The 19,501-nt window shown below is 38.6% G+C and carries 25 protein-coding genes and 1 tRNA gene; 11 read left to right on the top strand and 15 right to left on the bottom strand.

The genetic code is table 11. The features are described 5' to 3' along the window. Positions 1–6: 6 nt before the first annotated feature. From HC179_RS08805 to HC179_RS08790, 4 genes are all read right to left on the bottom strand, one after another. Entirely contained in the window at positions 7–930 is a 924-nt protein-coding gene (locus tag HC179_RS08805; protein WP_168863990.1) for a pilus assembly protein TadG-related protein, read from the bottom strand. A gap of 1 nt (position 931) precedes the next feature. Continuing rightward, the gene (locus HC179_RS08800; protein ID WP_168863989.1) at positions 932–1,303 is read right to left on the bottom strand and encodes a TadE/TadG family type IV pilus assembly protein; all 372 of its coding nucleotides are present in this window, start codon (positions 1,301–1,303) and stop codon (positions 932–934) included. Next, positions 1,300–1,800 (bottom strand): A24 family peptidase, encoded by a 501-nt coding sequence (locus HC179_RS08795; RefSeq protein WP_168863988.1) that lies wholly within the window; start codon positions 1,798–1,800, stop codon positions 1,300–1,302. Before HC179_RS08795 ends, HC179_RS08800 begins: the two co-directional genes overlap by 4 nt. 63 nt (positions 1,801–1,863) lie before the next feature. Further along, entirely contained in the window at positions 1,864–2,049 is a 186-nt protein-coding gene (locus tag HC179_RS08790) for a Flp family type IVb pilin (RefSeq protein WP_168863987.1), read from the bottom strand. Positions 2,050–2,271: 222 nt separating this feature from the next. Between HC179_RS08790 and HC179_RS08785 the strand changes: the two genes are divergently transcribed. Beyond that, the gene (locus HC179_RS08785) at positions 2,272–2,655 is read left to right on the top strand and encodes a DUF192 domain-containing protein (RefSeq protein WP_168863986.1); all 384 of its coding nucleotides are present in this window, start codon (positions 2,272–2,274) and stop codon (positions 2,653–2,655) included. Positions 2,656–2,686: 31 nt separating this feature from the next. On the opposite strand, the gene HC179_RS08780 is transcribed toward HC179_RS08785, so the two are convergent. Continuing rightward, on the bottom strand, positions 2,687–3,742 hold the full coding sequence (locus tag HC179_RS08780; RefSeq protein ID WP_168863985.1) for a M42 family metallopeptidase: 1,056 nt from the start codon (positions 3,740–3,742) through the stop codon (positions 2,687–2,689). A gap of 205 nt (positions 3,743–3,947) precedes the next feature. Here HC179_RS08780 and HC179_RS08775 point away from each other — a divergent pair, with 205 nt between their 5' ends. Next, a complete protein-coding gene (locus HC179_RS08775) occupies positions 3,948–4,628 on the top strand; it encodes a cobalamin B12-binding domain-containing protein (RefSeq protein WP_168863984.1) in 681 nt (226 codons plus the stop codon). Beyond that, positions 4,628–5,170, top strand: coding sequence for a hypothetical protein (locus HC179_RS08770; RefSeq protein ID WP_168863983.1), 543 nt, complete (start codon positions 4,628–4,630; stop codon positions 5,168–5,170). The genes HC179_RS08775 and HC179_RS08770 overlap by 1 nt, the downstream gene beginning before the upstream one ends. 47 nt (positions 5,171–5,217) lie before the next feature. Here HC179_RS08770 and HC179_RS08765 read toward each other — a convergent pair whose 3' ends face one another. Further along, positions 5,218–6,201, bottom strand: coding sequence for a CheR family methyltransferase (locus tag HC179_RS08765; protein ID WP_168863982.1), 984 nt, complete (start codon positions 6,199–6,201; stop codon positions 5,218–5,220). A 663-nt stretch (positions 6,202–6,864) separates the two neighbouring features. Between HC179_RS08765 and HC179_RS08760 the strand changes: the two genes are divergently transcribed. Together HC179_RS08760 and HC179_RS08755 are read left to right on the top strand one after the other, a co-directional pair. Continuing rightward, positions 6,865–7,386, top strand: a complete 522-nt coding sequence (locus HC179_RS08760) for a GNAT family protein (RefSeq protein ID WP_205825263.1) — start codon at positions 6,865–6,867, stop codon at positions 7,384–7,386. A 15-nt stretch (positions 7,387–7,401) separates the two neighbouring features. After that, positions 7,402–7,734 (top strand): CHY zinc finger protein, encoded by a 333-nt coding sequence (locus tag HC179_RS08755; protein WP_168863981.1) that lies wholly within the window; start codon positions 7,402–7,404, stop codon positions 7,732–7,734. A gap of 42 nt (positions 7,735–7,776) precedes the next feature. Here the strand turns inward: HC179_RS08755 and HC179_RS08750 are convergent, their stop codons facing one another. Beyond that, on the bottom strand, positions 7,777–8,142 hold the full coding sequence (locus tag HC179_RS08750) for a rhodanese-like domain-containing protein (protein ID WP_168863980.1): 366 nt from the start codon (positions 8,140–8,142) through the stop codon (positions 7,777–7,779). A gap of 170 nt (positions 8,143–8,312) precedes the next feature. Then, on the bottom strand, positions 8,313–8,702 hold the full coding sequence (locus HC179_RS08745; protein WP_168863979.1) for an S-Ena type endospore appendage: 390 nt from the start codon (positions 8,700–8,702) through the stop codon (positions 8,313–8,315). A 245-nt stretch (positions 8,703–8,947) separates the two neighbouring features. Here HC179_RS08745 and HC179_RS08740 point away from each other — a divergent pair, with 245 nt between their 5' ends. Continuing rightward, positions 8,948–9,916 carry a BMQ_0737 family morphogenetic spore coat protein gene (locus HC179_RS08740; RefSeq protein WP_168863978.1) on the top strand — a complete coding sequence of 323 codons (969 nt, stop codon included), beginning with the start codon at positions 8,948–8,950 and terminating at the stop codon, positions 9,914–9,916. A gap of 86 nt (positions 9,917–10,002) precedes the next feature. Here the strand turns inward: HC179_RS08740 and HC179_RS08735 are convergent. Together HC179_RS08735 and HC179_RS08730 are read right to left on the bottom strand one after the other, a co-directional pair. Then, positions 10,003–10,074 (bottom strand) — tRNA-Val (locus HC179_RS08735). A 278-nt stretch (positions 10,075–10,352) separates the two neighbouring features. Next, on the bottom strand, positions 10,353–10,664 hold the full coding sequence (locus tag HC179_RS08730) for a hypothetical protein (protein WP_168863977.1): 312 nt from the start codon (positions 10,662–10,664) through the stop codon (positions 10,353–10,355). Between the two features lie 430 nt (positions 10,665–11,094). Here HC179_RS08730 and HC179_RS08725 point away from each other — a divergent pair, with 430 nt between their 5' ends. After that, positions 11,095–11,646 (top strand): HD domain-containing protein, encoded by a 552-nt coding sequence (locus tag HC179_RS08725; RefSeq protein WP_148989539.1) that lies wholly within the window; start codon positions 11,095–11,097, stop codon positions 11,644–11,646. Between the two features lie 129 nt (positions 11,647–11,775). On the opposite strand, the gene HC179_RS08720 is transcribed toward HC179_RS08725, so the two are convergent. The 4 genes from HC179_RS08720 to HC179_RS08705 all read right to left on the bottom strand — a co-directional run bounded on the left by HC179_RS08720 (position 11,776) and on the right by HC179_RS08705 (position 14,970). Then, positions 11,776–12,360 (bottom strand): SCO family protein, encoded by a 585-nt coding sequence (locus tag HC179_RS08720; RefSeq protein ID WP_240948494.1) that lies wholly within the window; start codon positions 12,358–12,360, stop codon positions 11,776–11,778. A 64-nt stretch (positions 12,361–12,424) separates the two neighbouring features. Beyond that, positions 12,425–13,420, bottom strand: coding sequence for an aliphatic sulfonate ABC transporter substrate-binding protein (locus tag HC179_RS08715; RefSeq protein ID WP_168863975.1), 996 nt, complete (start codon positions 13,418–13,420; stop codon positions 12,425–12,427). Between the two features lie 24 nt (positions 13,421–13,444). Then, positions 13,445–14,200 carry an ABC transporter permease gene (locus HC179_RS08710; protein ID WP_010192933.1) on the bottom strand — a complete coding sequence of 252 codons (756 nt, stop codon included), beginning with the start codon at positions 14,198–14,200 and terminating at the stop codon, positions 13,445–13,447. After that, the gene (locus HC179_RS08705) at positions 14,197–14,970 is read right to left on the bottom strand and encodes an ABC transporter ATP-binding protein (protein WP_168863974.1); all 774 of its coding nucleotides are present in this window, start codon (positions 14,968–14,970) and stop codon (positions 14,197–14,199) included. The genes HC179_RS08710 and HC179_RS08705 overlap by 4 nt, the downstream gene beginning before the upstream one ends. Before the next feature lie 656 nt (positions 14,971–15,626). Here HC179_RS08705 and HC179_RS08700 point away from each other — a divergent pair. From HC179_RS08700 to HC179_RS08685, 4 genes are all read left to right on the top strand, one after another. After that, positions 15,627–16,352 (top strand): alpha/beta hydrolase, encoded by a 726-nt coding sequence (locus HC179_RS08700; protein ID WP_168863973.1) that lies wholly within the window; start codon positions 15,627–15,629, stop codon positions 16,350–16,352. Positions 16,353–16,844: 492 nt separating this feature from the next. Next, the gene (locus HC179_RS08695) at positions 16,845–17,366 is read left to right on the top strand and encodes a YjcG family protein (protein WP_168863972.1); all 522 of its coding nucleotides are present in this window, start codon (positions 16,845–16,847) and stop codon (positions 17,364–17,366) included. A 3-nt stretch (positions 17,367–17,369) separates the two neighbouring features. After that, positions 17,370–17,795, top strand: coding sequence for a GNAT family N-acetyltransferase (locus HC179_RS08690; RefSeq protein ID WP_168863971.1), 426 nt, complete (start codon positions 17,370–17,372; stop codon positions 17,793–17,795). Positions 17,796–17,910: 115 nt separating this feature from the next. Beyond that, entirely contained in the window at positions 17,911–18,612 is a 702-nt protein-coding gene (locus tag HC179_RS08685) for a DUF421 domain-containing protein (protein WP_168864009.1), read from the top strand. Here HC179_RS08685 and HC179_RS08680 read toward each other — a convergent pair. Then, a complete protein-coding gene (locus tag HC179_RS08680; protein WP_168863970.1) occupies positions 18,582–19,490 on the bottom strand; it encodes an MBL fold metallo-hydrolase in 909 nt (302 codons plus the stop codon). The genes HC179_RS08685 and HC179_RS08680 overlap by 31 nt on opposite strands. Between the last annotated feature and the right edge of the window lie 11 nt (positions 19,491–19,501).

Genomic DNA, 19,501 nt, shown 5'->3' with positions numbered 1-19,501 from the left:
TCCAATCTAATTTACTAGTTTAATCGTGCTTATTCCAAAATTTTCTACGTCTTTGCTAAATTCACCGGAGGAAACAATATCAATGAAGTACCCGCTTACTGATTTATTTCCACCGTTTGGTTCCACCTTCTCAATCCAGAAGGCAGCAAATCCGATAATCTCGACCTTCCCTCTACCATTAACAGAACCAAGGTCATTTACAATCGGTAAAATAGCAACTCTTTCACAAGCGCTTGTTGCAGTGCTAAATTGATTACAGTAGGCTTTTGTTGCGTCTTTACTTATTCTTTCTTGAAAGCCACTGCGAACCTTCCCCCATTGCAAACCAGGTTCAGTCAATACGTAACTACCAGGTGTTATTTCCACTTCGATTCCGTTCGCAATGTTGTCTTCAAGGTTAGCGGCACCTCTTCCGCCAATAGCCAAAAATCCGAAATTCCCTTGTTGTGGACCATTGCTTCCTTCACCTGGTGTAAAATGCAAAGTATGTGTTTGCCCTTTCACCAAGTTATCTTTTGGAATTCCAACTGGTATGACGTTAGAATGCTTTCTTATTCCTCTTGAAGTGTCTACAACTGCCTTTGAAGTTGCAGAAACATCTATAGAACCAAAGCCCAATACTTTGGCAAAAGTCATTTCTACCGGTACCTCATTATGTATCTCTACTGAGTCTGAACCTACAGTGATATTACTGGAATTTAAACTTGTTCCATTGGCTGCGGCTAATTCTATTGCTGCATTAACAGCCTTAATCTGACCGTTCTTAACCTGTTGTACACCAGCTAATGCTGCGGAATCAATCGCTTTTTGCAGTTCACCCTTTTGCAAGTATAAACGTCCACCGTCGACAACCAGTCCTGTTAGCGCAACAAGCAAGGAAAGAATGAATGCCATCATTACCAATGCGTTACCATTATTACTTTTTAGCATTTCACTCCACCCTCATGACAGATTTTGAAGAAATCGTAAAGGAATGTTGGAATGATCTCAACAAAGGGTTTATCATATTTACAGGATAGCTAAGATATATTTCTATGTTTTCACCGGAGTTCCTTGCTTCAGTTGAAATGGATACAGAGACTAGACTCGTATCAAGGCCAGTTGTTGCATTATTTATAGAAGCAATAACTTCTGCATTGGTTTTTCCAACACTTGCCACTCTCGCACCTTCTCTTGCTGCATGCTCCAATGCCACAGCCGAGAATAGAACTCTTCCAATATCAAACATCCCGAATAATAGTAGTAATATTAAAGGCACAATTAGTGCAAATTCAACTAGCGATTGACCTTTTTGTGACTTCATACCAGGCCTCCGAAACAATAAAGACTTACCACTCCAAGAGCAATTGGTACTCCGTATGGAATTGAATATTTGCTTTTCACTTCTAATTCCATATTTAAGGACTGTTTATAAAATACAGAGAACAATGTATCCTTAATAAAGAACGATAGTCTATTATTTTTAAGAAGTATGACTATTGCAAAAATCCCTCCAAGCAATGCCGTGTAAAGGAAAGATTGTAACACTAGCTCTCCGCCTATCATTGCACCTATTGCAGCTAACAATTTTACATCCCCAGCTCCCATTCCTCCAAGCACAAAAGGTATGAACAATAGAAAAAAACCTATCAATAGCCCAATAGAGCTAAAGTACAGCCCCTCTAGACCTGCTTGATACGTATTGTAAATTAAACCGAACAGAATGGCAGGTAAGGTGATAATATTAAATATTTTTCTTTTTCGAAGATCCGTTACTACGGAAATTCCTAGTACGAAAAACAGAACGACGTTGATGATCATCTGGCGTCCTCCTAGTGTTTATTTAAAAATAGCTCTGCTTATAAAGCAGAGCTTGATTATCTATTATTCTGTCGTGTCCGTGCCAACACCTAATTTGCCTGCAATATCTTTAAACACTTCACCAATTGAATCCCCTAATGTTGTAACTGCAGCTACAACACCCAATGCAATCAACCCAACCAACAAACCATATTCCGTTAACCCTTGACCTTCTTCTTCTTTAAACACGCGAATCATCAAATCTTTCATCGATAAATTCCTCCAGTCGCTTGTTCTTTATTTAGAACTTAATTTAATATTATAACGAACTGGAAATATTGAAAACACTAAAAAAAAGCCATTTTTGACCATTTACTTGAGAATTTATACCTATTTAGCTTGTTTACTCCATTTTCCTCAGTATTTCGTTTTTTAAAAAGAATTTAATATTCTATATAATGAACAAAAACTAACTAAAAGAAGGAGCATATTATGGAAGACTATCACTCGCTTCAAATTAAAAGGGCCGACACCTTTGCAAAGCGGTTTATCGGACTTATGTTTAGACGTTCCATACATAATAGCGGCCTACTGCTTTCCCCTTGTAACAGTGTACACATGTTTTTTATGCGGTTTCCTATCGATGTCGTTTTTGTCGATCAAGTAGGTAGAATTATCTTCTGCATAAAAGAGTTAAAGCCATGGAGAGTATCTCCAATTGTAAAAAATAGCTACTATGTATTAGAAATGCCATGCGGATCTATTGAACGATTCAATCTTCATGAAGGCAAAAGAATCGTAATCCCTAAAGATAAAAAAGATTTTTTTGTCACGTTAAAAAGTGAAAATAATGAAAACCACCTACAGGTCCTTTAAAGGTTTGTAGGTGGTTTTATTTGGATATATTTTAGTACTTCAACATACTAGACAACAAGTAATGGTAAATCAACTTCTCCGTATTTTCAATCGAGCTTGCGTGTGTGCGTTCGAAAGCATGGGAAGATTCTATTCCAGGGCCAATCAATCCGTGGATGATATCGTGACCAGAACGGATGGCAGCAGATGCGTCTGAGCCGTAGTATGGATAGATATCCACTTTGTAATCTACATCGTTTTTCTTTGCGAGATCAACAAGATGCTTTCTTAATCCATAATGGTAAGGTCCACTTGAATCTTTTACACAGATAGATACTGTGTATTCATCTGATGATTGTCCATCTCCAAGTGCACCCATATCCACCGCAAGGTATTCCACGGTCTCCGGGGTGATATTGGAGTTCCCTCCATACCCGATTTCTTCATTATTAGAAATCAAGAAGTGTGTAGTATACGGAAGAGTAATTTTCTCCGACTGAATAAATTTTATAAGTTTTAGTAAAATTGCCACACTCGCTTTATCATCAAGGTGCCTAGATTTGATGTAGCCACTTTCTGTGATTTGTACCCTTGGATCGAAAGAAACAAAGTCTCCTACTTCAATTCCTAGAGCTCTTACTTCATCGGCGTTAGTGACTTTTTCATCGATGCGTACCTCGATATTATCATCGTTTCTAGGTGCATCTCCGGCATTTTTATATACGTGCACAGAAGTTTGATGCATGAGAATGGTACCTGTGTAAGTTTTTCCTGAAGATGTTTCAATCTCGCAATATTCCCCTTCAACGGAATTCCAGCGAAACCCTCCGACTGTCGTGAGTTTTAATCTACCATTTGATTTTACTTCTTTTACCATTGCTCCCAATGTGTCGACGTGGGCTGTTAGCATGCGATGCTCTTTATCGTTGGTGCCTTTAATGGAAGCAATTAAGCCTCCCTTTCGGTTTCGTACTGTTTCTATCCCACATTCGCTTAAGTAGTTTTCAACAAAACCTACTACCTTCTCCGTATTTCCTGAAGGGCTTGGAATAGAAACAAGTTCTTTGATTAATGAAAAAGTTTCTTGTACATTTGGTTGATAAGTCATTGAGACACTTCCTTTGCTACTAATAGTTACCTCTATTAAGCATAAGAGAAAATCCTTTACTTGTATAGCCTGGTGTCAAGGTAATTTTAATCCCATAACTGAGCAGCTGACAGACATAAAAGAGCATTTCAAGGAAGAAGCATTTGATTTTATGGAAATTGTAGTATACTGATTATTATTACTAAGTTGGAATAGGAGGGGTCAAATGAATGAAATCTCCAAGAAACTATCACAATTCCTTCTCGAGAAAAATGTGGCCTCCGGTTGGTCTTGTGTAAAAGATACCTTAGATCAGGGCTACAATAGTTCATTTGTTTATGACTTTATCCTTCGTGACGCCATGTACCGTATTGGCGAAATGTGGGAGGAAAATAAAATTTCTGTTGCACATGAGCACTTAGCTACAGGGACATGTGAGATGATTTTGACAAAATATCATTTAGAAAAATTAAATGATAGACTAATAGATGAAAACTCCCCTTCCCCACGCGCCATGTTTTTTTGTGTAGAAGGGGAAGAACATGATTTGGGATTGAAAATGGCCTCTTCCCTCTTTGAAGAATTTGGTTGGGATGTGTATGACCTTGGTTCCAACCTGCCATTGGACTATGCAGAATATAGTTTAAAAAAATGGAAGCCGGATGTTGTTTGTATATCCGTATCCATTAGACATCACCTTCCCAAACTTAAAGAAACAATTGAACGACTGCAAACTATTAACACTGGCACCACTTTCATAGTTGGAAGCCGCTTGCATGCGGAATCTGCCTTTCGGTCATGCTGTTCTGCGGAAACTCTCATTGCTAAGGATACATCCTTCCTTTTCCAATGGTTGGAAAATTATAGAAAGGAAGCCGGAACTATCCATAAAGGAGTGCTTCTTTAATGTACCGGATTCCCGTCCCATATTTAAAATTGACTGAGGACTTTAAAATCATTGATGTATCCCAGTCAGTCACACCCATTTTCTATCCAGTTACTTCATTTCTAGACTTGGTAGATTGGGATAGTAGAACAAAGGTAAAACAAATAAAAACTAATCCTTCACCAGGAGTGATGGAGCTTAACCTAAAAACAACAGATTCGCCCACTACATTGTTCACTGTTTATTATCATTATCAGCAAAAAGAGAAGCTTATTCATTTAGTTTGTATGAATGAAACATCTGCCTATCAGCACGTGCAGTTGGAATTTCAACAATGGCGGAAGCAGCTTGAGAACAATGAATGGAATGAAGTAGTTTCGACAAACGTAGAACCTGATACTTCTTTTGAGTTTCATAAAAAGCAAGCCGAAAGAAAAATTTCCACCATCAATGATTTACTTGGAATTATCCAAGATGACTTATCAGAGGTAGGAAAATTGGAATATATTAAATTAATTCAGTCGGAACTAAAGGATATTAAAGAGCTTCTCCGATCTAATTAAATAAATTTAACCCCCGTCAATGATTTGACGGGGGTTTCTTGTGCCTATTAGTCATCCAATAGAAAGCCTTCAATGGCCGATTCAAGCTTGTTCATCTCTTGAAGCATAGCAGCTGCATATTCTTCTTTGTAGAACTCCTGCTTTTTTATTATTTGGAGAAGCCCTTTTACGAAGAGTATTGGATGATACGAATCAATTTTAAGCGTTTCGTACTTATCTTCATATTTCAAGTGAATATCCTCTAGCTTACCTTGTAAGTTAGCAATGCGCTCTTTTGCTTGGATTAATTCTTCATTTAATAACTGCAACTCTTTCTCTTCTTGACTTTTTTCCTGTATGGCATGAAGACCCGCGTCTTCACTGCGGTTACGATCTTCCACCTCTTGCTTTATATATATCTTCCACTTTTTATTGATCGCTTGAAATAGTTCTTTGCTTTCTCCTATAGAACCCGATTGTCCCAGAAACAAATATCCATTCTCATTTAGAGAATGGTGGAAAGAAGAAATAATCCGCTGTTGCTGTGTCGGCTGAAAATAATGAAGTACATTTCTGCAACTGATAAAGTCCAAATGTTGAAACCCAGGATCTTTTGCAATGTTGTGAGGGGCGAATATGATATTCTCCCTTATCGATTTTTTCACCACATAAAAATCCTGCTTCTTATCAAAATACTTATTTAGAATGTCAGATGGAACATTTTCAAAAGCCGTTTCAGGATAAACTCCCGCACCAGCAATCTTTACAGAATCATAATCCAAGTCCGTAGCGTAAATTTTAAATTCCATTTCCATAACATCATGCATGGATTCTATCGTCTCTTTTAACAAAATTGCTAAAGAGTAGACTTCCTGCCCAGTGGAGCATCCTGCAATCCAAATTCTCATCTCATTTTGAGACAAATCCTGCTTCTTTTCCAGAATGGTTGCAAAAACTTGTTTTCGAATGAGATTGGCCAATTCATTGTTTCTCAGGAATTCTTCTGCACTACTTGTTGATAGCTTTAAATCTTGTAAGTTTTGACTTAACATATCTAGTCTCCCTATTAATTGTTCAACTACTTCTCTATATCTTTTTTCTATTTTACCAAATATCAAAAGAATTCTGTAAAAATTTTTCCTACAAAAATCGAGTTTTATTTTATCTTCTTGACATTTATCACATTTGTTGTATAATAATAGTTTGGGTATACACCCAACACATTAGTAACTTGATATAGAAAGGAAGAACGTTATGACATTCTTAAGCAATACCAACGTGTCACAAGGATGCACTGGCGTTCCATATAGTTTTTTCACAAAGGCTTAATCGATCTGGCACGGCCTAGGAGCCGTAAGGACGTATGAGAGGTAGGGCTTACGTTGTTTAAGTAAGGGAAACTACCATGGAATTATACCGCGGCAAACGAATATAATACTTTTATGTCATTTATAAATCATGTCCATGTAGCAGGACAGCTTATAATGCTTGTGATGAAGCAAGTTACTAATTGCGCTATTCATCAACTAATTAGCGCCTTTATTCGAATAAAAAGATAGAAGCAAGTTATCCTTAGCGATGACTTGCTTTTATTTTTTCTTGTTGTTTGAAAGATATTCAAAACACCTGTATAATTATATGCTGATTGTCAATTTCGCTCGGAAAATAACTATTTTTGTAGATATCTTAAATAAAATTTAATAGGGGGGAATCTGATGTCTTTCACAAGCTTATTCATGGCCGAAGAAGAGACAAGAGATAAAGAAGAAATCAAACAGGAACTAGATGATTTGGAAATTCAAATGTTCCGTATGAAAGAAAACATGAAAGAAATAGCTAAAAAATGGCAAGTGATCGGCATTGATCAAACAAAGGACGATAACTGGGTGGTCGTTTACACAAACAACGACAATAAGTCATGTAAAATTATGCTTAGCGATTGCGAATCTGCTTATCGTGGCCAGTGGGATTTTTCTATTCAAGCAACATACAAAGAGGATGACACTATTTTCATTGGAGATATTAAAGGCCCTGAAAATAAGGGATATGGTTCTATCTGTATGAATTATCTTAAAGAAGTGGCTAAAAACCAGAATATCCATTGCATTACTGGTGATATCGCAAAGCGTGATTGGGATCATGTTGATCGTCTAGTTCACTTCTATGAAAAACATGATTTTCAAGTGGAAATAGATGAAGAAAATAGATCTGGGGAAATTGTTTGGCAACCATACTAGTTTAAAAGGAAAGGGATGAATGGAATGACCGTTCAAGTACTTGGAAAGACTGTGGATGATCATACACGTTGTGTCCACTACCATTCTGACAAGGACATTATCGCCATTAAATTTCATTGCTGCGGGGAATATTACCCTTGCTATCAATGTCACGAAGAGCACGCAGATCATCCTATTAGCATCTGGCCAAAAGAGAAGTTCCACACCAAAGCTGTTGTCTGTGGAGATTGCAAATTCGAGATGACGATTCACGAGTACTTAAACAGCCATTCTATATGTCCAAAATGCAGTTCCCTATTCAATTCAGGATGCGAAAACCATCACCATCTATACTTTGAGAAAAAGTGATGGGTAAGTGAAAAACCACAGTGCTAAACTGTGGTTTTTCACTTATACCGTTTTTAATTTATGACACTTACATGGCGTCCCAATGATTTCATATCCCACTACCTTGATTCCTTTATTCATCAAAAATCGGACACTTATGTTCTTTTCCAGATGACTGGATGCAACAATTATCACACTTTCCCCTCTTAATTCCTTATAATTTCTCTGTAAATAGGCAACAGGAATATTAACAGCATTTGGGAATGTGGTATGGACATAATTAAAGTCCCTAACATCAATGATTTTAAATGTATCATTTTGCATAATTTCTATAGCCTTCAAGCATTTCACACCAAACACAGGGACATATCTTTTATATAAATAAATGAAAATAGCAGTGAGTACCAAGCCGAAAGAGAGTATCAACATCTATTCCTCCAAAGTTATAGGTTGTTTGATAATTATATACTCCCATGGGTATATAGTCAACTTCAAGGCATTACAAAAGGTGAATCAATGCGTCCCGATTTACCCAGTTTCATTGGCTCACCTTTTGATATTATCATGGTTGTAAAATAAATCTAAATCCCTTTACCAAGTTATACTTTATAACGTGGTGTGATACAAATTTCACCACTTATAGGCAAAGTTGTTGTTCCTCCAGTAGCCCGAATAGTATCAAAGCGTCCAAGTGTGAATGTAATACACCCTCCAGCTGGGATAATTAATTGACGAACCAAAACTCCACCAGCACCCTGAGTATCAGCACCTCTGACAAACTCAATAGTTAATGGACTATTACCACAATTTCTGATAGTTCCTGAAGCTAACAAAAACTCACAATTATTAGCATTGGTAGAATAAACTACCGCTGGAGAACCAGCTACTGTAAACTCGCAGCAAAGCTTATCCTGCACTAAACATTTTTCGTGACAACAGCTAAAACAACAGGAGTCTTTATGACCCGACTTACATGAACATGAACTCATCCAATAACCTCCAATATAATAATTACCTGAAATTAAGGCTTTTAAGACAAAGGTCTTTCCACCTCTTCTTTAGTAAATGCGACAATATTATTGGATGTGTATCAGACTCCGTATTTTTTCCGGCCTATTTTTATTCCAATATTTATTAAATATTTTTATAAAAACCATGCACTTCTTAAGTACATATAGGCGCATTGGTGCATACGATATCATAAATTTTGAATCCTGAGGGGGAAATGAACAATATGAAGTGCAAAGAAATATCAAGCCCTTATTGTATTAAGGTCCCTAAAATATATGATTGGATTAATAAAACAGCCTTCATTAATCTTAAAGAAGAAATTTCGCTTGATGACAAAATAGAGTCTGATTTTTTGTGTTGCGACTTTCATGTTCCTTGCTCCTCAGAAAAGAAAACCACATTATGGACATCATCTGGTATTCGACGTATTGGAGGTTCCATTTGTATTTCATTTTGCGGATGCGGTCCGCTTGAGGTATTTATTAATGATAAGAAAGTCAGCAGCGTACTAGACGGAAACTCGTATATCGCTACCTTCTCCGATATCCGTTCTGTTGAAGTACTGTGTAAAGGGTCCAAGAACAACGAAACATACTGTTCAGGGGAGTTTAAGATCACTTTGCACTATGATTCAGAAATAGAATGCCATTTATCCTCTTACAAAGATGTAGCATATGTTGATTGCTTTTTATCAGACTGCGATGGTAAGCCAATAATGATTGATGACAGATGCAATTTAGATTGTCATGTATTAACGCTACATGATCAACGGTCAGATATTCATTTGGAAACTAAAAAGGGTGATATCACCCTACAAAAAGTTGATTTACTCAAACGAGGCTTTGTCACTGTTCAAGTTTTTAATAAAAAGAAACAATTATGCCTGCAATGTATATACCCTTTTTCAAAGGTAGAAACTGTTTTTCTTTGCGCCCCGCCTGGTACTGAAATAGAATGCGAAGTAACTTCAGTTGATTGCAAAGCTTACCTTGTTCCCTCTACTCACAAAAAAAAATGTGTTGATGTAATTATCTCACTATTATTATGTCAAAGCATTATTTCGGTTGCAGATGTTAAGATAGAGGTTCTCGCCAATACTTGTAAACCCCGGGAAGAATTAATGGATAAATGCTCTGCCCCTCTTCCTCCAAAGGACTGCTCATTTTTTCCTACCCAACACCTTCACTCATAATGACTGAAGGTGTTTCTCTTTTGGGAATCCCTACCTTGAACACAAAATAAAAAAGCACACTCGTAATCCGAATGTACTTATTGCAATGATCTGAGAGGGATTCGAACCCCCGACCCCTACCCTGTCAAGGTAGTGTTCTCCCACTGAACTATCAGATCAAGTATGCGACTGTAAATATTATTATAGTTAGTCAGCCCATGTTTGTAAAGAAAATTTTACAAAATATCTTTTCATAAGTTACTCTAAAATCAGGTGTGAATTATAGCTGTAGATTGGAGCAAAAGGCAAAGACTCCTGAGGGAGATAGCGCTAGGTGGAGACCCCGCAGGCGTAGCCGAAGGAGGCTCACGTCAGCCCCTAGGAAAGCGAAGCCTTTTGCTGAGATCAACAGCGGATGTCAACCAATAAACTAAAAACCGCCCCAAACTTGGAACGGTCATACTTGCACACCTTTTTCTTTCCTTCCCGAAGCAAAAGCATCAATCATAAGAATTATTGCCGTTAAAGTATGCAGGACCCAACCAAGCAAAAAGACCCACCCTAAGCAAGAAGTAACAATTCCCCAGATGCTGCCGTGAAACTTCTGCCCTTCTTTTGCACTAAACACCAACGTAATTATATGTAAAATCAACATAAGGCCTAATGGAGAATAACCAAAACCCATCACAGTTAGACCTCCAAGGAAAGGGATTGCCAAAAACGCCTCCATTCCTCCAGTTACCCATTTCAATGTGGTAGATGGTTTCACATAATCACCTTCCTTTCTTATTTCAAGTATATTCCTAATTGCCCAAAAAACAACCAGAATGCATGTTCGTATTTTTGTTGAACATAAAACGTATGTTCGTATATAATAAATGTAAGGAGATGATATGATGAAACGATTACTCGATACCTTTAGAGTTTCCAGAACTCCCATAGAAATGATCTATATGGCAAAGGACGGATCCATCACCCAAAGGAATATTATGGTTTTGGAGGTCAATGAAAAAACTGTTACCGCTTTTTGTTATTTACGCCAAACAAAAAGGACTTTTCTGTTACAGAGTATACTGTCATTTCGCCCTATGAGAAAAAAATATGAAAATGAAGTCATTTAACCCCGCTTATTTATTGCACACTCCTCTCAAAATATGATATTCTATAAAGAAACACATTTTTATCGGAGGGAGCTATTAATGAGAGAAGTAACACTTACCGATATTTTTACTCACCCTATTACACAAAAGTATTTAAAGCGCTCCGGCGTTGCACACGCCCTAGAAGTGGCCAACCATGCCTTTCATTTGGCATTTAAATATAATGTTAGTGTAGATTTGGCTACGAAAGCAGCTCTTCTGCATGATATTGGACATTATGAATGGTACCGACAAGGTAAATGGGACTATGAGCTATACAGAGAAAATGATATCCATGCAATCAAAGGTGCAGAGCGCGCCCACAAACTATTGATTCGCTTAGGAGAAAATCCACAAAACGCTAAAAAGATATCTGTAGCTATCCTTTTGCATACAGATTCCTATCTGCCTGAAATTGACGTTAAAAGAAGTCCATTACAAAAAGTAGTGAAGCTAGCGGATGAAATGGACGAGGAAAAAGGCGGAAATCACCACTATAAACAAATTGACAAGAACCTTGCGCTTGAAAAAATTAACTACCTTGATCAACTCGTCGAACATTACCTTCCAAAACAACAGCTTTCATCACCTTCACATGAACAATCAATGTAACGAACAAGAGGTAGCCGTTGCTGCCACCTCTTCACTTGCTATGCTTTGAAAACCCTTACTTAACAAAAACGAAAAACACCCATACGACAATCATATGACTGTTCAAGGAAAACGTAATTATTCTCTTGATTAATCTGTTATTTTTTCGAGGTCTTCCATAATTTCTTCTAAAGGAACATCCAACCCACTGTATGATTCCCGTACAAACCCTTCTTTATCCACCAAGAATATACTAGTGCTATGCATATACTGATCCGAACCTTCTTCTTTGGAAGCTGGTACCATAAACGATACATTTGCAAATCGCTCTATCGTTTCCTGGTCATATCCAGTGACAAAATCCCATGCCTGATAATCTGCTTGATATAAATCACCATATTCCTTTAACGCTTCCGGGGTATCATTCTCAGGATCGATGCTAAAGGATACAATCGGAACTTCAACACCTGTTTCCTTCATTTCTCTCTGCACCCTTGCCATATTGGCTGTCATCGGGGGACAAACTGTATCACAATTGGTGAAGATAAAATTAGCCAGCCAGAATTCTCCTTCATGCTCCGAACTCGAAAAGGCTTGTTCTTCCTGGTTTACACCTTCTAATTCTTCAACTTCAAGCTTCATGGAAAATTCCTCATCTAAATTAACTTCACTGCTTCCACACCCAGCCAAAGCTAGCAAGATTACTAGTGATAATAATGGCCAAATTCTATTCAAGTTTATTCCTCCAAACTCATAAAAAAGTGTCGTGACCATTATAGCCCGACACTCTTATGAAATGCTAGTTAACAAATTGTGAATCAATGAAATCTTTGAAATCAGGCTTTTCCTTTAAGAATTTAAGTTCAAAGGAGGAGTTTGCGAATTCCTGCACCACTTCCGCATCTACTTCATGAGTAAAGCGAATTCTTTCCCAAGCAGAATCAATTACTTCTTTTGAAAGTTCTTGGTTTGTCAATTCCTTAATAGAAGTAATCGCAATGTCTTTTGCCTCATCCGGATTTTCTGAAATAAAGTCTATTGATTCTTGGTGTGCATCCACTAACTTTTGTACCAAATCTTTATTTTCGTCAATCAGCTTGCCACTTGTAACAAAGATTGTATTAGGTAGAGTAGTACCAAACGAAATCTCTTTACTGTCAACAAGAATATTCGCACCGTGCTCGATAGATAACAAGGAAGCCCATGGCTCCGGAACTGCAGCAGCATCTACACTTTCTGCTTCAAACATCCCCGCGTATTGTGCAGGGTTTCCTGTTACATGCTTCATACTTCCCCCAATACGAGCAGAGGATAAACCATAATCTTGTAAAAATGTTTCCATTTGAACGTCATGCGTACAACCAACACCTGGTGTGATGAATGTAGCACCATCAAGCCCTTCTATAGATGTAATGCCACTCTCCTTACTTGCAATAATTACCGTTCCACCAGAAGAAGCTCCCGCCACCACTTTCACATCAGCTCCGCTTACATAATTGTTCATTGCCGGACCTGGTCCAACTAAGCCACCGTGAATATCTCCTGTTTTCAATGCCGTCATAAATGCCCCACCATCAGGGAAGGTTTTGTATTCCACTTCATATTGATCACCAAGAGCTTCTTCATATAAAGCCTTCTCACGCGCCACCATTGCTGGAACATGATCGATATTAGGAAAATATCCAATTACAACTTTCTCTTTGCCATTAGATCCGCTTGTGTCAGAACCGCAACCAGTAAGGACCCCCATTGCTATTAAGAATAATGCACTAACAATCAACCAACCTTTTTTCATCTCTTTTCCTCCCATACTCTCTATTTATGAATCCAAGCCCCAGCGTTTGATGACATTTTTCTCAAAGCGCTGGAAGATAACTAGATCAACCACTGAACCAATTACACAAATTATTATGATGACTCCAAATACTAAACTCATCTGGCCGAAATCAGCTGCATATTTCAACGTATAGCCTAAACCAGGTCCCATACTCAATAATTCAGCTGCCATCAGTGCTCTCCATGCAAACGCCCATGCAAGCCTTGCACCTGTCACTGCGTAAGGAACGGATGCAGGTAAAATAATCTTCCAAAACATCTCCACACCACTTGCTCCCATTGTGGAAGCAGCTTTTATATATAAGGGAGGGACACTTTTTATTCCCATCCTCATGTTTATTGTCATAACTAGCGTCCCACCAAGCGTTACAATAAAGATGATAGCCGTTTCGTTAAAACCGAACCATATGATTGCTAAAGGCAACCACACAATACTAGGTACACTTTGCAGAGCCAGGACAAGCGTTCCTACTGTTTCATCTGCCGTTTTCGACTTCGCAAGCCAAATCCCGAGCAGGGTTCCGATTATGAGCGCCAAAAACAGTCCCACTCCAAGGCGCTTAAAACTCGCCCCTAAATCATAGAGTAATGTTTTATCCATAAACCCTTGGTATAGTGCCACAGCCACATTCGATGGTTTTGGCATCACAGCCGGTGACCAACCGATTATGAGCACCACTACTTCCCAAATAATAAATAAGGATGCAAAGAAAATGAGTCGTTTAACTCCAGCTTTCATCGTCTCAACTCCTCTTCTACAACCTTATCAATCTCTTTTTCTAACATTAGACTGATTTGTGCTTCTAGCAGTGCTACCTCTTCATTTGTCCGTAAACGAGGACGAACGGCATCTACTTTTATGTCTGCGATAATTGTTCCAGGTCGAGTTCCCATTACAAGGATCCGGTCAGACAGTTTAATTGATTCATGAATGCTATGTGTGACAAACAATACGGTTTTCTTCGTCTGCAACCAAATCGTTTCTAGTTCCTGTTGAAGTCGCAAGCGCGTTTGTTCATCTAAGGCACCAAACGGTTCATCCATTAAAAGAACAGTCGGATCCATAGCAAGTGCTCGAGCTATAGATACCCTTTGCTGCATTCCACCCGATAATTCATGTGGATATTGTTTAAGGTTACTGCCAAGCTGCACCATTTTTAAGTAATGAAGGGCTCTCTTTTCTCTTTCTTCCTTGTCTTTTAGATCACGTATTGCAAAAAGCACATTTTCTTCCACCGTCATCCAAGGAAATAAAGCCGCCTGCTGAAACACCATCCCTCTGTCTTTCCCTGGCTTTGTAATTACCGATCCCTTCAGTCGGATTACTCCTTCTGTAGGTTTAAGTAATCCTGCAACCATGGAAAGCAAGGTGGATTTCCCACAGCCAGATGGCCCAAGAATGGATACAAACTCCCCTTCTTTTATGTCAACATTTATGGATGAAAGCACTTTATTTTCAACATTTTGTTGGGTATAGACTTTTGATATATCAGAGATCTGTAAAAACAACCCATGCACCTACTTTACACTTTTCTTATAATCCATATTAGATTAATCGGTTTAATTGGATAAAATATATTATATAACGTATGTGCAAAAGGTCAATATATTGACAGAAAATAATTGAAATAATTTATAATGAGGTTTTTACTGTTAAATTACAACACCCTTTTGACTGGAGTGGAAGGTAGCGGTAGCTTGAGACCCCGCAACGAGTGAGGCCATTGAAAAACTGATAACGTAAAGTTTTTAATGATTACTAGCTGGTAATTGGAGCAAAAGGCGAAGACTCCTCGAAAATGCTACGCATTTTCTTCGTGCGATGAATCGCTGCCGAAGCCTTCCTTGTCCTGAGGGAGATAGCGCTAGGTGGAGACCCCGCAGGCGTAGCCGTGGAGGCTCACGTCAGCCCCTAGGAAAGCGAAGCCATTTACGGAAATCACCAGCGGTGTTTATCAAAGACTTTTTCCAGTGGCCTCCAACGCAGGAAGGAGGCTCAAGCACACGCCCCGCGGAAAGCGAACACCTGAAACGAAAGGCAATAGGGAGTTTGAAAAACTCTCGACAACAAAGCTTACCATTCAACAAATAGATTAAAGATATGGTATTATAGTGGGTAAAGCGCTTACCACAATAGATAAAGGCATCACAGGAGGTAATGAACAATGAGCAAAAACGTTGGGCGTATTGAGGAGTTCACACTCTACAGCAACGAACTTAATGAAGAAATGACCCTAATGGTATACACACCAGCTAACTATTCACCACTCTATAAATACAACATACTTATCGCACAGGATGGAAAAGACTACTTCACACTAGGTCGTATTGGAAGCATAACGGACAAACTGCTAGCCGCTAACGAAATGCAAAATACCATTATCGTAGGAATTCCTTACAAAAACGTAAAAGATCGATGGGAAAAGTATCATCCAGACGGAAGCAAAAACAGTGCGTACATTCGCTTCCTTGCACATGAACTGACACCATATATCGATGAAAAGTATCCATCGTATCAAATGGGTATGGGACGAGCTCTTATTGGAGATTCTTTAGCTGCCACTGTTTCCTTGATGACCGCTCTTTCTTATCCACACACATTTGGAAAAGTGATCATGCAATCTCCATATGTGGATGAAAAGGTTATGTCTAAAGTGGAAGATTTCGGCCAACCTTCCTTCCTCTCTCTTTATCATGTAATTGGTACAATGGAAACCGAAGTGCCTACCACAAATGGAGAAAAGAAAAATTTCATCGAACCAAACCGAGCACTGCACTCACTAATGAAAGAAAAAGGATTCTCTGTATACTACGAAGAATTTGAAGGCACACATACCTGGACCTACTGGCAACCAGACCTAAAACAAGCCCTACCAAAAATGCTCTCGTAATCTAAGTGAGATTGCCCTGTAGTTTAAAGTGTATGATATGGTACTTCGGCGGAAGGTAGCGATAGACTTTAGACCTAACAATAGACGAAGTGAGGCCTCTGAAAAACTGAAATTTTATAGTAGTTAGTAATTTCGAGCTGTGGATTGGAGCATATGGCGAAGACTCCTGAGGGAAATAGCGGTAGCTTGAGACCCCGCAGCATAGCGAGGAGGCTCAAGCACCGTCCCTAGGAAAGCGAAGCCATTTGCGGAAATCCACAGCGATTTCTAAACAATATCTAAATTCAAAGACTTTTTCAGCGGACTTAGCTAAGACGAGAAGAACACCCGCCCCCGTCAAAACGAATATCCGGAACGAAAAACTACAGGTGTTATCCAACACCAATAGTTATTTAAGCATGAACGGGAAACTTTTCTATTCTTTTGAAAAAAATTAAGATAAAATAAAAATAGAAGTTACTAAATTGCAAACGCTAATAGGAGGGATATTGGATGAAATATGGAATAGCTATTTTTCCGACCAAAAAATTACAAGATCTCGCAAATTCATTTCGAAAACGTTATGACACACACTACGCATTAATTCCGCCGCATGTGACGTTGAAAACAGCTTTCGAAATAGATGAAAGTGATATGAAATCAGTAACCGATGAGCTTGCAGCTATCGCGAAAGATACTACACCAATCCCTTTGAACATTTACAAAGTGAGCTCTTTTGCTCCAGTAAACAATGTCATTTACCTTAAAGTAGATCCAACAGACGAACTTTTATCACTCCATGAAAAGCTTCATTCCGGCATAGGATATTTCCAAGATAATCGGGAATTTTCCTATGTGCCACATATAACGATCGGGCAAAATTTATCTGATGATGAACACTCGGACGTTCTGGGTCAATTAAAAATGACCAATATTGAACACGAAGAAATGGTTGACCGCTTCCACCTTTTATATCAATTAGAAGATGGCATGTGGACGGTCTATGAAACATTCCGATTTGGAAAGGATTGCTGACCCTTGCATGTACAAGTTGTAGATACAGACAAAGAACTGCAGGATGCTTATTCTGTGAGGAAAACGGTATTTGTGGAAGAGCAGCATGTTCCTCTAGAAGAAGAGATTGATCAATACGAAGAAGACTCCACCCATTTTGTATTATATGATGAAGATCAAGCAGTCGGAGCTGGTCGCTTTCGTATTGTGGAAGGCATCGGAAAGGTAGAGCGAATATGCGTCCTCCCTTCATATCGTACATCCAAAGGCGCCGGCCGACTTATCATGAACACCATAGAAGAGTATGCAAAGACAAAGGAAATGCATGTATTAAAGCTAAATGCTCAAACACATGCGGAAGCCTTTTATGCAAAGCTTGGTTATGAAACGATTTCTGACATTTTTATGGATGCAGGAATTCCCCATGTCACCATGACTAAAAATATCTAAAAAGATATCTCTCCAAGGGAAACCTGACGAGAGATATCTTTTTTGTTTTCATACTTTAACCGCTCGTAACTAATACTACTGTCAAGGACCTAACATAAAGGATGACACAACAATGATGATGGACTACGGTCGAATTGCAGTGGAATTGGTAATTGGCTTCTTTGCATTATTTTTCATCACCCAGTTACTAGGAAAAACACAGATTACCCAAATAACTCCCTTTGACTTTATTTCCGCTCTCGTTTTAGGGGAACTTGTAGGAAATGCGTTATATGATAACGATATTGGAGTGGTAAAAATCATCTTCGCATTGGGAATGTGGGGGTTATTGGTCTTTTTGCTTGAAACGATCACACAGAAAGTGCGCAAAACTAGAGGGATACTAGAAGGCAGACCGTCTATCGTTATACATAAAGGAATGATAAACAAAAAGGAGTTGAAGAAATCTAAACTAGATATTGATCAACTACGACATCTGCTTCGATCAAAAGGTGCTTTCTCCATTCAAGAAGTGTATTATGCGATACTTGAAACAGATGGAACTGTCAGTGTTTTAAAGAAACACACATATGCTCAACCTATTAATGAAGATCTAAATATCCCTATAAAAAGTGTCACACTACCGATTCCTGTTATTTCTGACGGAGAAATTTTAAAGGACAATTTAGATGAATTCAACCTCTCAGAGCAATGGCTATTAAACGAAATAAAAAAAATTGGCTACCATACCCCACAAGACATTGTATTTGCCGAATGGGAAGAAGGAAAGCCAATATTTGTTATGCCTTATACAGAAGAAGATTCTACGACCAATTGATTGTCTCGAACGATTAGCTTCACGCGTTCTTCTTGTATTAATTTGGTCAAATAAGCTGTCACCGCTGTTCTGAATAACATAAATGACGGCACATTGCGAATGATAATTCCTTTTTCGTCGCAAGCTTTTGTAACTAGCTGTTCAATAGTTAGGCCTTCTTTAACTGTATTAACTAGCGAAAATAGTAAGATCTCGATCTGGCGGTGAACCTGTATATTTTCTTCAATGGTAGAAAGGAAGTTCTTTTCATACCTCCCATGTCCAGGTACAGCACCTACACATGGGAGGCTCTTTATTTTATCAAGGCTTTCCAAAGTCTGTTTTGCATCGACAATATAAGGTATGCCATGTTTATGTAAGACCTCCACACCGAAATAGGCGTCTGCGGCAAACAGGATTTCCTCGACCATCACTCCAAACTGATGGTAACTGTGTCCGGGTAAATCAACGGTCCTGAAATGAACATCCCCTACTGTTACCTCACGTGCTTCTTCAAGAATTAGATCCACTTTTACCGGCTTTCCCTCTAAAAACTTATTCCGCCAGTCTTGGATTGGATTCACTCCATGAAACAAGTACAAAGGCTCTAGCATCGGTTCTTGAAGGATTGCAACTTCGAATTTAGGAGCGATTGTATAAACCTTTTGTTGCTCTTGCAAAAAGGCCGCTCCTCCGTAATGGTCTGCATGCGCATGGGTAATGAATAAATGAGTTAATGGTAGTTCCTTTTTTTTAAGCGTTTTTAACACTTTTTTCATTGACTGTTCTTCAAGCCCTGCATCAATGAGCATTCCTTCTCTGGTCGAAAAACGCACATAACCTAAGTTAACGGCCCCTTGAAAATAAAAAACGTTCTCTGTTATTGGATGAAACTCCACGTAATACACAC

The sequence above is a fragment of the Bacillus sp. RO1 genome (assembly GCF_012524115.1).
Taxonomy (GTDB): Bacteria; Bacillota; Bacilli; order Bacillales; family Bacillaceae_I; genus Sutcliffiella_A.
Note: the sequence above shows the minus strand (reverse complement) of the source record. Positions and strands in the feature narration are given on the sequence as shown.